The 11,398-nt window shown below is 70.4% G+C and carries 12 protein-coding genes; 5 read left to right on the top strand and 7 right to left on the bottom strand.

All coding sequences use genetic code 11. The features are described 5' to 3' along the window. Nucleotides 1–2: 2 nt before the first annotated feature. On the top strand, nucleotides 3–212 hold the full coding sequence (locus EIY87_RS01715) for an antitoxin (protein ID WP_086863118.1): 210 nt from the start codon (nucleotides 3–5) through the stop codon (nucleotides 210–212). Between the two features lie 62 nt (nucleotides 213–274). On the opposite strand, the gene EIY87_RS01710 is transcribed toward EIY87_RS01715, so the two are convergent. From EIY87_RS01710 to EIY87_RS01700, 3 genes are read right to left on the bottom strand one after another with little or no spacing between them, the layout of a single operon-like run. After that, entirely contained in the window at nucleotides 275–1,228 is a 954-nt protein-coding gene (locus EIY87_RS01710) for a prephenate dehydrogenase (protein ID WP_125306003.1), read from the bottom strand. A gap of 50 nt (nucleotides 1,229–1,278) precedes the next feature. After that, the gene (locus tag EIY87_RS01705) at nucleotides 1,279–3,291 is read right to left on the bottom strand and encodes an NADPH-dependent 2,4-dienoyl-CoA reductase (RefSeq protein ID WP_125305865.1); all 2,013 of its coding nucleotides are present in this window, start codon (nucleotides 3,289–3,291) and stop codon (nucleotides 1,279–1,281) included. Beyond that, the gene (locus tag EIY87_RS01700; RefSeq protein ID WP_125305864.1) at nucleotides 3,291–3,833 is read right to left on the bottom strand and encodes a PadR family transcriptional regulator; all 543 of its coding nucleotides are present in this window, start codon (nucleotides 3,831–3,833) and stop codon (nucleotides 3,291–3,293) included. The genes EIY87_RS01705 and EIY87_RS01700 overlap by 1 nt, the downstream gene beginning before the upstream one ends. A gap of 104 nt (nucleotides 3,834–3,937) precedes the next feature. Here EIY87_RS01700 and EIY87_RS01695 point away from each other — a divergent pair, with 104 nt between their 5' ends. After that, on the top strand, nucleotides 3,938–4,876 hold the full coding sequence (locus EIY87_RS01695; RefSeq protein ID WP_225439637.1) for a patatin-like phospholipase family protein: 939 nt from the start codon (nucleotides 3,938–3,940) through the stop codon (nucleotides 4,874–4,876). Here EIY87_RS01695 and EIY87_RS01690 read toward each other — a convergent pair. Together EIY87_RS01690 and EIY87_RS01685 are read right to left on the bottom strand one after the other, a co-directional pair. Beyond that, nucleotides 4,873–5,715 carry an SAM-dependent methyltransferase gene (locus EIY87_RS01690; RefSeq protein WP_125305862.1) on the bottom strand — a complete coding sequence of 281 codons (843 nt, stop codon included), beginning with the start codon at nucleotides 5,713–5,715 and terminating at the stop codon, nucleotides 4,873–4,875. The genes EIY87_RS01695 and EIY87_RS01690 overlap by 4 nt on opposite strands. Then, nucleotides 5,712–6,161, bottom strand: a complete 450-nt coding sequence (locus tag EIY87_RS01685) for a MarR family winged helix-turn-helix transcriptional regulator (RefSeq protein WP_125305861.1) — start codon at nucleotides 6,159–6,161, stop codon at nucleotides 5,712–5,714. Before EIY87_RS01685 ends, EIY87_RS01690 begins: the two co-directional genes overlap by 4 nt. 152 nt (nucleotides 6,162–6,313) lie before the next feature. On the opposite strand from EIY87_RS01685, the gene EIY87_RS01680 reads away from it, so the two are divergent. Beyond that, nucleotides 6,314–7,276: an alpha/beta hydrolase gene (locus EIY87_RS01680; RefSeq protein ID WP_125305860.1), complete on the top strand. Its 963-nt coding sequence runs from the start codon at nucleotides 6,314–6,316 to the stop codon at nucleotides 7,274–7,276. Between the two features lie 147 nt (nucleotides 7,277–7,423). Next, nucleotides 7,424–8,632: an alpha/beta hydrolase gene (locus EIY87_RS01675; protein ID WP_125305859.1), complete on the top strand. Its 1,209-nt coding sequence runs from the start codon at nucleotides 7,424–7,426 to the stop codon at nucleotides 8,630–8,632. 3 nt (nucleotides 8,633–8,635) lie between these two features. Here EIY87_RS01675 and EIY87_RS01670 read toward each other — a convergent pair whose 3' ends face one another. After that, nucleotides 8,636–9,502, bottom strand: a complete 867-nt coding sequence (locus EIY87_RS01670; RefSeq protein WP_125305858.1) for a hypothetical protein — start codon at nucleotides 9,500–9,502, stop codon at nucleotides 8,636–8,638. A 189-nt stretch (nucleotides 9,503–9,691) separates the two neighbouring features. On the opposite strand from EIY87_RS01670, the gene EIY87_RS01665 reads away from it, so the two are divergent. Then, nucleotides 9,692–10,327: a DUF4383 domain-containing protein gene (locus EIY87_RS01665; protein ID WP_125305857.1), complete on the top strand. Its 636-nt coding sequence runs from the start codon at nucleotides 9,692–9,694 to the stop codon at nucleotides 10,325–10,327. Nucleotides 10,328–10,339: 12 nt separating this feature from the next. Here the strand turns inward: EIY87_RS01665 and EIY87_RS01660 are convergent, their stop codons facing one another. Beyond that, the gene (locus tag EIY87_RS01660) at nucleotides 10,340–11,329 is read right to left on the bottom strand and encodes an SCO0930 family lipoprotein (RefSeq protein WP_125305856.1); all 990 of its coding nucleotides are present in this window, start codon (nucleotides 11,327–11,329) and stop codon (nucleotides 10,340–10,342) included. Between the last annotated feature and the right edge of the window lie 69 nt (nucleotides 11,330–11,398).

The raw sequence follows: 11,398 nt of genomic DNA, 5'->3' as shown, positions 1-11,398 counted from the left end.
GCATGGGAATCGACTTCGAGGCGTTGAAGGGCAAGGCCGAAGAGGCCCTGCGTGAGCACAACGACAAGATCGAGGAGGGCCTGGACAAGGCGGCGGACTTCGCGAAGTCCAAGTTCGCGGGCCACGACTCGCAGATCGACGGCGGCGTCGAGAAGGCCAAGGACTTCCTCAACAAGTTCGACGACACCCCGGACACCCCGCCCGCGCGGTAGTCGCCCAAGTTCGTGAAGGCCACCTTGAGGAACTTGAAGTTCCTCAAGGTGGCCTTCACGAACTACTGGACCTCGCCGGTGGCGATCCCGTCGGACAGCCCGGTGATCCGGCCCCCGCGCTCGCCGAGCGCGATCAGGCCCTGCCGGGCGTCCGGCGCCGTCAGGCTGATCCGGACGCCCGCGCGCTCGGCGTCCAGGTTGGCCGCGAGTGCCTGCGCGCCTTCATAACCCGCGTTGATCGTGGCCGCCAGCCCGCCGGTCGACGCGAGCGAGCCGCGCGCGGCACCGAGCCGCCCGAGTGCTTCGTCGACGATCGGCAGCAGCGCGTCCCGGTTGCCCTCGGTCATCGCGCGCACGAGGTGCGGGTTCGAGCTCGCCACCCGCGTCCCGTCCCGGTAGGACCCGGCCGCCAGCGACATCGCGAGCGGGCCGCCCTCGGCGCCGATCGTGGCCAGGATGGCCGCGAACAGGTGCGGCAGGTGCGAAATCCGGGCGACGGCCTCGTCGTGCGACTCCGCCGGCAGCGGCACGACGTGCGCGCCGATGTCGAGCACGAGCGCCGCCACCTCGGCCCAGGCTTCGAGGTCGGTGTCCTCTTCGACGGCGACGACCCAGGCCGCGCCCTGGAACAGCGTCGCGTCCCCGGCCAGCCAGCCCGAGTTCGACGTGCCCGCCATCGGGTGGCCGCCGACGTACCGCGTGTACGGCACGCGCCGCCGGACCGCGTCCAGGACCGGCGCTTTCACGCTCGTCACGTCGGTGAGCAGGCAGTGCGACGCGTGCTGGTTGACCAGCCGCAGCAGGTCTTCGACGGCCGGGAGCGGCACCGCGAGCACGACCAGCGCGTCGTCGGCGGCGGCCCGGTGCAGCGCGGCTTCGACGTCGGTCGTGACGTCGTAACCCGCTCTGCTGGCCGCGTCGGCGTCCCCTTCGGAAACCGCGGCGCCGAACGCCGTGCGGCCGCTGGCGGCGGCCGCACGCAGCAGCGAACCGCCGATCAGCCCGAGCCCGATCACGCATACGTCTCGCACGGGCCCCATCCTGCCAGTGCCGGACGCATTAAGGGCTACAGCGCGGCCGCGAGCCGCGTTCCCTGGTCGATCGCGCGTTTCGCGTCGAGTTCCGCGGCGACGTCGGCGCCGCCGATCAGGTGCACCGGCACCCCGGCGGCGCGCAGGTCGTCCGCGAGGTCCCGCACGGGCTCCTGACCGGCGCAGACGACGACCGTGTCGACTTCGAGCAGCCGCGGCGTGCCGTCGACGGTGATGTGCAGGCCGTCGTCGTCGACGCGTTCGTAGCTGACGCCGGGGAGCTGTTCGACGCGCTTCGCCTTGAGCGCGGCCCGGTGCACCCAGCCCGAGGTCTTGCCGAGCCCGGAACCGATCCCGGTCTTCTTGCGCTGCAGCAGGTACACCTGCCGCGGCGACGGCTCGGGCTTCCGTTCGGTGAGCCCGCCCGGCGCGGCCTCCGGATCGGTGACGCCCCACTCCGCCATCCACGTGTCGAGGTCGAGCGCGGGGGAATCCGCGTGCGTGAGGAATTCGCTGACGTCGACGCCGATCCCGCCGGCCCCGATCACGGCGACCCGCGCGCCGACCTGCTTGCCGTGCTTCACGACGTCGACGTAGGACAGCACCTTCGGGTGGTCGATCCCGGGCAGCGACGGCACCCGCGGCGCGACGCCGGTGGCGAGCACGACCTCGTCGAAGCCGGTGAGTTCGGCCGCGGACGCGCGCTTTCCGAGGTGCAGCTTCACGCCGGTGACTTCGAGGCGCCGCCGGTAGTAGCGGATGGTCTCGGCGAACTCCTCCTTGCCGGGGATCTTCCGCGCGATGCCGAACTGGCCGCCGATCTCGTCGTCGGCTTCGAACAGCTCGACCCGGTGCCCGCGCTCGGCGAGCGCGGTCGCGGCGGACAGCCCCGCGGGCCCGGCCCCGACGACGGCGACGTGCTTCACCCGCCGCGTCGGGGCGAGGGTCAGCTTCGTCTCGTGCCCCGCGCGCGGGTTGACCATGCAGGACACGAGCTTGCGCTTGAACGCGTGGTCGAGGCAGGCCTGGTTGCAGGCGATGCACGTGTTGATCTCGTCTTCGCGGCCGGTCTCGGCCTTCCGGATCCACTCCGGGTCGGCGAGGAACGGCCGCGCCATCGACACGAGGTCGGCGGCACCGCTGCTCAGGGCTTCCTCGGCGACCTGCGGCATGTTGATCCGGTTCGACGTGACGACCGGGATCCCGACGTGCGGCTTGAGCTTCCCGGTCACCCAGGTGAACGCGGCGCGCGGCACCGACGTCACGATCGTCGGCACCCGGGCCTCGTGCCAGCCGATGCCGGTGTTGATGATCGTCGCCCCGGCGGCCTCGACTTCCTTCGCGAGCGCGACGACGTCTTCCCAGCGCTGGCCGCCGTCGACGAGGTCGAGCATCGAGAGCCGGTAGATGATGATGAAGTCTTCGCCGACCTTCTCCCGCGTGCGCTTGACGATCTCGACCGCGAACCGGCGGCGCTTCTCCGGCGTGCCGCCCCAGGCGTCGGTGCGCTTGTTGGTGCGCTCGGCCAGGAACTGGTTGATCAGATAGCCCTCGGAGCCCATGATCTCGACGCCGTCATAGCCCGCTTCGCGCGCGAGCGCGGCGCAGTTCGCGAAGGCGTCGATCTGCTTGCGGACGCCGTAGCCGGTCAGCGCGCGCGGCCGGAACGGGTTGATCGGCGCCTTGATGCTCGACGCGGAAACGCTCAGCGGGTGGTAGGCGTACCGGCCGGCGTGCAGCACCTGCAGCGCGATCTTGCCGCCGGCTTCGTGGACCGGAGCCGTGAGCTGCCGGTGCTGCTTCGCTTCGGCGGACGTCGTCAGCTTCGACGCCAGCGGCAGCAGCCAGCCGGTCTTGTTCGGCGCGAACCCGCCGGTGACGATCAGGCCGACCCCGCCGCGAGCGCGTTCGGCGTAGTACTCGGCCAGCTCGGGGAAGTGCGCCGCCTTGTCCTCGAGGCCGGTGTGCATCGACCCCATCAGGACGCGGTTGCGCAGCGTCGTGAAACCGAGGTCGAGCGGCGAAAGCAAGTTCGGGTACGGGGTCATCAGGCGTCCTTGGGGTGGTGGAGGGCGGCGAGGACTTCGTCGAACCACTCGACCTGGCCCTCTTCGACGCGGATGCCGCCGCGCAGGACCAGGTACTGGTGCAGGTGCTGGCCCTGGAGGCCCGCGGGCGCGGGGAAGTCGCGCTTTTCGATCTGGCGGTAGACGTCGAGGCGCTCGGCGTGAGCCGCCCGGTGCCGCACGATCTCTTCGGCCACCTTCGCCGGGTCGCCGAAGGTGGCGCCGCGGATCTTCACGGCCAGTTCGACCGGACCCGCGTTCGGATCGGGCTCGGCCAGCCAGCGGACGAGCTCGGCGCGGCCGCCGTCGCTGACCGTGTAGACCTTCTTGTCCGGCCGCCCCGACTGCGCGACGACGTCGACGGCCACCCAGCCGGCCTCTTCCATCCGCTTCAGGACGCGGTAGATCTGCTGGTGGGTGGCGCTCCAGAAGAGCCCGATCGATTTCTCGAACCGGCGCGTCAGCTCGTAGCCCGAACCGGCGCGCTCGGACAGCGAGACGAGGATCGCGTGCTCCAGTGCCATGGCCCGAGGGTCCTATGCAACGAGTTGCAGTGCAACGAGGCGCGCATCACTTCACCCCCCTGGGTGGGATAAATCGGGTCGACTGCGCGCGCGAAACGACCAGGATGGGAGGAGTGCACCCGGTACTCGAACTGATCTCCGAACGGCTGGCGACGGGCAGCGTCCCGGGCGAACGCACCGACGGCAGGCGCCTCGCGCTCGCCATCGAAGGCGGCAGCAGCCGCGGCACGTACTCCAGCGGCATGGCACTGGCACTCGACGAACTCGGCGCCGTCCCGGTCTTCGACGCCGTCTACGGCTCGTCGGCCGGCGCGCTCAACGGCGCCTGGCTGCTCAGCGGGCGTTCCGCGACCGGCGTCCGCACCTGGTGGAACCCGGTCGTCATGCGCCGCATCATCAACCCGCTGCACACCCTGCGCGGCCGCGCCGTGATCGACCTCGAATACCTCGTCCACCAGGTCTACTCGGTCCTGGAACCGATGGACTTCCCGGCGATCCTGGCCAACCCGGTGACCTTCCACCCCCTGGCCACCGACGCCGACACGGGGGAGTCGACCGACCTCCACCCCTTTCTCGACGACGTCGACGCGATCAAGGTCGCGCTCGCGGCGTCGTCGTGCATGCCGGTGCTGGCCGGACCGCCGATCCCGATGGCGGGCCGCCGGTTCGTCGACGCGGGCGTCGCCGAACCGATCCCGTACCGGACGGCGCTGGCCCAGGACGCGACCGACGTCCTCGTCCTGCGCACCCGCCGCGCGGACGAACTACCCCTCCCGCCCCCGCGCGCCTACGACGTCGTCGTGCCGCGCTTCCTGCGTCGCCAAGCCCCGGGCGCGATCCCCGCGTGGCGCGACACCTACCGCCGCGACGTCGAGGACGAGGAGACCCTGGCGTCGGACCCGCGGATCCTGAGCATCCGCCCGCCGGCCGGGTCCCCGGACGTCGCCGTGCTGGAGCGCGACCCGGAGGTGCTGCGCAAAGCCGTCGAACTGGGCAAGAGCGCGGTCCTCGACGTCCTCGAAGGACTGCGCGAAGCGTCTTAAGGCTTGCGGGCGACGCCGCCGATGACCCGCGATTCGGACGGCGACCCGGCGAACACGGTCTGCTCGTCGGGGTGCCACGCCGGCGCGTAGACGAGGCCCGGCTCCAGCATCGGCCAGCCGCCGAAGAAGCGTTCGAACTCGGCCATCGGCCGCAGGAACCCGGGGTTCGTCGTGGTCTCGTAGTACTCGAGCAGGTCGATCAGCGCCTGGCGCTCGTCGTCGTTGACCGGGTTCTCGTTGGTCATCTGCGACAGCACCAGCAGCGACCCGGACGGCAGCCGGTCGCGGTAGAAGTCGAGCAGCCGGTCCGGGTTCTGCTCGTCCTTGACGAAGTGCATGACGGCGTTGATCACCAGCGCCATCGGCTCCCGCACGTCGATGACGTCGGACGCGGTCACCCGGTCCCAGAGGTCTTCCGGCTGTAGGAAGTCCGCGGCGATGGCGTGGTGGCGCTCCGGGTCGGCGGTGTCGGCGAGCAGCAACGTCGAGTGCGCGAGCGCGATCGGCTCGTTGTCGATGTAGAGCACGCGCGTGTCGAGTTGCGCACTGGTGTCATCTGCAACCTCGTGGACGTTGCCCGCGGTCGGCAGGCCCGAGCCGATGTCGACGAACTGGCGGATGCCCTCGCGGACGCACTGCCGGACCGCGCGGCCCAGGAACTGACGGCTCGTCAGGCAGTACTCGCCCATCAGCGGCAGCCGGGCGCGGACCTTCTCCGCGAAGTTCCGGTCGATCGCGTAGTGCGTGTGCCCGCCGATGAAGTAGTCGTAGATCCGGGCCGCCGAAGGGCGGTCCAAGCTGCTTTCGACGGCCTTCAGTGCGTCGTCGTGGTTGATCATGCCGGTGCCAGAGCCTCCCGATAGGCGTTCACCGACTCTGTCAGGCGGTCCAGTTCGGCGCGCAGCCGGGCCACCCCGGCGTCGTCCAGGCTCATCGCTGTCCCGATCACGTCGGGGATGCCCTGCGCCTTCTCGCGCAACGCTTTCCCGGCCTCGCTCAGGCTGACGCGGACCGACCGCTCGTCGTCGGCCTGCCGGTTCCGGACCACCAGCCCGGCCGTCTGCAGCCGCTTGAGCAGCGGCGAGAGCGTGCCCGAGTCGAGGTTCAGCTCGGCGCCGAGTTCCTTGACCAGGCGGTGGTCCCGTTCCCAGAGCGCCAGCATCACCAGGTACTGGGGGTAGGTCAGGTCGAGGTCGTCCAGGACGACCCGGTACAGCGACGTCACCGCGCGAGACGCCGAGTACAGCCCGAAGCAGAGCTGGTCGTCCAGCCGCAGCGATGCCATGGCGGCCTCCTCTCTCGTACCACTCCATGGTTCCCGACCTCGGACTGCGTGGCAACTTAAGTGCCCTGCATCTCATTGGACGTCATTAAGTTGTGCACAACTGAGTTGCGAGCTACTTTGGTCGCATCAGCTTCGAACCCGAGGAGGACGACATGACCGCCAACCCGCACAACCTGGCCCTCGAACCGGCCGCGCAGGCGTTCGCCGAGGCCACCGACCAGCCGCCGTACCTGTTCCAGCTGCCGCCCGCGGAAGGGCGCAAGGCCGTCGACGGCGTCCAGGACGGCGAGGTCGCCATGGCCCCGGCGTCGATCGAGGTCATCCAGGTCCCGGGCGGCCCGACCGGCGAGGTGGAGACCCGGATCGTCCGTCCCGAGGGCGTCGAGGGCCCGCTGCCGGTGATCGTCTACATCCACGGCGCCGGCTGGGTGTTCGGCGACTTCCACACCCACGAGCGGCTGGTGCGCGAACTCGCGGCCGGCGTCGGCGCGGCCGTCGTGTTCCCGGAGTACGACCGCTCGCCGGAGGCGCGCTACCCGGTCGCCATCGAGCAGAGCTACGCCGTCGCGAAGTGGGTTGCTGCGAACGGTGCTTCGCAGGGGCTGGACACTTCGCGCATCGCGATCGCGGGCGACTCCGTCGGCGGGAACATGACCGCGGCGCTGACGATCCTGGCCAAGCAGCGCGGCGACGTCACCTTCAAGCAGCAGGTGCTCTTCTACCCGGTCACCGATGCGAACTTCGACACCGAGTCGTACCTGAAGTTCGCCGAGGGCTACTTCCTCGGCCGCGAAGGCATGAAGTGGTTCTGGGACCAGTACACGACCGACCCCGCCCAGCGCGCGGAGATCACCGCGTCCCCGCTGCGCGCGTCGCTCGACGAGCTCGCCGGCCTGCCGCCGGCCCTCGTGATCACCGGCGAGGCCGACGTCCTGCGTGACGAAGGCGAGGCGTACGCGGCGAAGCTGCGTCAGGCGGGCGTGCCCGTCACGGCCGTCCGGTACCAGGGGATCATCCACGACTTCGTGATGGTCAACGCCCTGCGCGAGACCCACGCCGCCGAGGCCGCGATCACCCAGGCCATCACCGTGCTGACCCGCGCTTTGGGGAAATAACTGAGAAATCGCTGAGTTCGGAGTGCGTTGCGGCCCTATGACAGAAGTCACAGGGCCGCAACTTGTCCGTGGGCTCAAACGTGATATATACGCGAGTCCGGGGGGTTCCGGGTGCGCGTTCACTGCCCGCCCGGAAGGACAAACCCCATGAACTTGAGCGGCATCCGGCTCGATTCGCCGGTCAACATGATCGTGGTGGTCGTGCTGACGCTGCTCGCGATCATCGCCGTCCCGTGGTTCTGGGACCGCTGGAAGCGCAAGCGCCTGTGGCGCAGCGCCACCATCCTGCTCGCGGTCGTCCTGCTGGTCTTGACCACCGGCATGGCGGGCAACATGATCGGCGGCTTCTTCCCGACGGTCGGGTCCCTGCTCGGCACCGGCGTGTACGCCGGCCAGGGCACCGACGCGGAGGCGGCGCAGAACGGCGAGGACCTCGAGAAGCTGCGCGACACGGGGGTGGCGCACGCGAAGGAGGGCAAGGGCACGGTCGTCCACATGAAGGTGACCGGCCGGCGCACCAAGCTGACCCGCGACGTCACGGTGTACCTGCCGCCGCAGTACTTCGACGCGGCGTACAAGGAACTGCGCTTCCCGGCGATCGAGTGGATCCCGAACTACCCGTCCGGCCCCGAGGTCTTCACGAGCGGATACCACATGCCGGAGCAGCTCGACGCCGCGATCGCGAAGAAGGTCCTGCCGCCGACGGTGGTGGTCGTCCCGGACCCGACGGGCGTGCCGAAGGTCGGCCACGACACCGAATGCGTCGACGAGGTCAACGGAACGGCGAACGACACGTACCTGACGGCCGACCTGCGCGACTGGACCCTGCAGAAGCTGGGCGTCTCCGCGAACCGCCAGGCGTGGACGATCGCCGGCTGGTCGTCCGGCGGCTACTGCGCGATGAACCTGGTGACCCGCCACCCCCAATGGTACGGCCAGGCGGTCAGCGTCAGCGGTTACGACAAGGCGCAGGTCGACGCCGAGACCGAGGACCTGTTCCACGGCCGCCAGGACATCAACGACGCCAACAACGTCCGGATCAACGTCCGCCTCCACCCGTCCCCGGTCCAGATCCTCGCCATCTCCGGCGAGAAGGAGAGCTACGAGAGCTACGCGATCGACCAGATCCGCGCGGCGGCCCGGCCACCGGTGCAGTTCACGTCGTGGCGCATCCGGGACGCGGGCCACAACATGAACACCTTCAAGTCCCAGATCCCCGACGTGCTGGCGTGGATCGGCGCGCACACCACGAGCCCGGCCCCGGCCGGCCGCCAAGCCGAGACGACGGGCGGCGTCCTCCCGTGGCCGCTGCCGAAGTCCGGCGCGCACGGAGCGCTGGCGGACACCGACCAGTGAGCGTCAGCCGAGCAGCGCGGTGACGATCGCCGTCACCCGCTTCGAACCGGTCGCGTAGTCGACCGACGCGGGGTGCTCGCTCAGCACCACCACGATGTAGCGGTCGCCGTCGCCGACCACGCCCGAGGTGTGCAGCATCCGCGTCGGCCCGCAGCACGACCACCCCTGCTTGACCGCCCACGGCCGGCCACCGGCGGCGTCCGGGATGCCGAAGTACTGCCGGAACCCGTCGGACCCCCGCTCGGTCGCGCCCCGCAGCGCGGCCGTGACCGCGCCCGGCGCGTGCTCCAGCACGTACTGCCAGATCCGCACGACGTCCCGCGCGGTGATCCGCGTGTCACCCCAGCGCCCCGGGTCCGCGGGCGGCTTCGTCCCGGTGAGCCCGAGCTTCACCGCCCAGCGCGTGACGATCGCCGGCCCGCCGTACGCCGACCAGAACCCGCTCGCGAGCCCGTCGTCGCTGCGGGACAACATCTTCTGCACCGACGCCGCCGGCCCGCCCCGGTCCAGCACGGTGAGCGCGATCAGCAGCTTCACCAGCGACGCCGACGTGTACCCGCGGTCCGCCCGCACGGAGACGGTCGCCGCGCCGCTCTGCCGGTCGAACACCACGGCGCTGGCGGTCCCGCTCGGCATCAGCCGGTCCAGCTCCCCGGCCGCCACCTTGGGCGCGCTCTTCGGCGTCGGCGCGGCGCTCTTGCTCGGCGTGGGGGTCGGTGTGTTCACCGGGGTTTCGGACATCGTTGTCAGCGGTTCCGCGGCCGCGAGGGGCGCGGGCGCCGCGGGGACGTCGTGACGCGCCGTGACCACCACCGCCCCGATCGCCCCCACGCACAACCCCACCAGGAAGATCCCGCTCAGCTTGCGCATGACCCGGATTGCCGGGAGTGCCCCGCGCTGTTCGCTGAACCGGGTGAATTTGTGGGATAGCTCTCGCCAGGGGTTCTGACGCGAACGCGCAGGTGGCCCGCGGGCAAGCACCGTCGTTTCGCTCACCGTGGTCACGGGGTACCCGAGTGCGGTGACGGTCGTCACCACTCGCTGGGAAGGACTGGAGTCATGACTCACGCGAAAGGCGCACGCATCCGGGTTCGCGGCCTGCAGCCGGCGCAGGTGCTGGCCGGACTGGCCGGGATCGCGTTCCTCGTCGTCGGCATCATCGGCTTGACCAGGACGGGCTTCGGCAACTTCGCCGGCCACCACGACGCGGGCTTCTGGCGGTTCTCCGCCAACCCGCTCATGAGCCTCGTCCGCGTCGGAACCGGCGTCATCGGCCTGCTGCTGGCGTTCGGCTCGGGCCGTGCGAGGACGTTCGGCTGGCTGCTGTTCATCGGCTACGGCCTGCTGTTCGTGTGGGGCCTGATGATCGACGGCCTCATCTCGAACAACCCCTTCGCCACCGCCGGCAACCCGCTGGACATGGGTCCCGCCGACACGTGGCTGCACCTCGGCGTCGCCGCGCTCGGCCTGCTGATCGCGGTCCTGCCGGCCCGCCGCACCATCCTGCTGCCCGAGGACGAGACGGCCGACGAGCCCGCCCTCGCCGAGCAGCACACCGAAGTCATCGACCGCGACCGCGTCGTCGGTGCGACCGAGGACACCACCCCGCGTCGCCGGTCGTTCCTGCGCCGCCACCACGACGAGCGAGGCCCGGAGGCCGCTCGCGAAGAGCGTCCGCCGGGCCTCGCCCACTAGGAGTTTCGTGGCTCAGTAGGTGGTGCCACCGGAGCCGGAATTGCTGCTCCCCGCACCGCTGTCGGCCGGAGCCTGGTTGGCGGCGGTGCTGGGGGTGGTCCCGACCTTGCACCCGTTGGGCTCGATGACGAACCACGTGCCGTTGACGCCCATGCCGTTCGCGTCACCCGGCTTCAGGTCCTTCGCGAAGGTGTAGACCGGCCAGCCGCCGATGGTGACCTGCTCGGTGCCGTCCGCGCGCTTGATGCTGCCGAGCAGCTTCGAGTCGATGCCCTGCAGCTCGACCTTGCCGTTGTTCGAGAGGACCGCGGGCCACGTCTTGGCGCAGTCGCCGTTGCAGGCGGACGTCTTGGCCTTCTTGGTGTCCTTCGTGAACAGGTAGAGCGTCATCCCGTTCTGGTCGACGATCGCGTCCCCGAGCCCGTCGATCTTGCTCGCGCTGAGCTTGACGGCACCGGCTTCGGCCGCGGCCTGCCCGGCCTTTCCGCCCTTGGCGTTCGCGGCGTACCAGGCCCCGCCGACACCCTGCCCGGTCGCGTCGCCGGCCTTGGTGTCCTTGGCGTAGCGGTAGAGCGCCCACCCGCCGACGGTGATCTGCTCGGTCCCGTCGGACCGCGTCACCTTCCCGACGAGGTTCTTGTCGACCCCCTGCACCTGCACGTCCCCGGTCGCCAGCATCGGCGGCCAGGCCTTGGCGCAGTCACCGTCGCAATTGGACTTCGGCGGCTTCGCCGTGTCCTTGTCGAACCGGTAGAGCGTCATCCCGTTCTGGTCGGTGAGCACCTGCCCGACGTTGGCCACGTCCGCGACGACGAGTTTCGACTCGTTCGACGCGGGTGCGGCGTTCCCGACCTGGCCGTTGGCGATCTGGCCGCCACCGGTGCCCCCGGCCGCTGCGGGTGCGATGACCGGCTGAGCAGTTTCGGCACCCGAGCAAGCGGTGAGCACTGCCAGCCCGGCTGCCGCCGCGGCGACGGAGACGGCGATGCGCGTGCGAAGCATGGAAGTTCTCCTTGTGTCCGTTGGGTTTTCCCGCCGCTCGGTGCGGCCTGATACCCACTACACGGACAC

The organism is Amycolatopsis eburnea, from assembly GCF_003937945.1.
Lineage (GTDB): Bacteria > Actinomycetota > Actinomycetes > Mycobacteriales > Pseudonocardiaceae > Amycolatopsis > Amycolatopsis eburnea.
The sequence above is the reverse complement of the archived record's forward strand: the minus strand, read 5'-3'. Positions and strand labels throughout refer to the sequence as shown.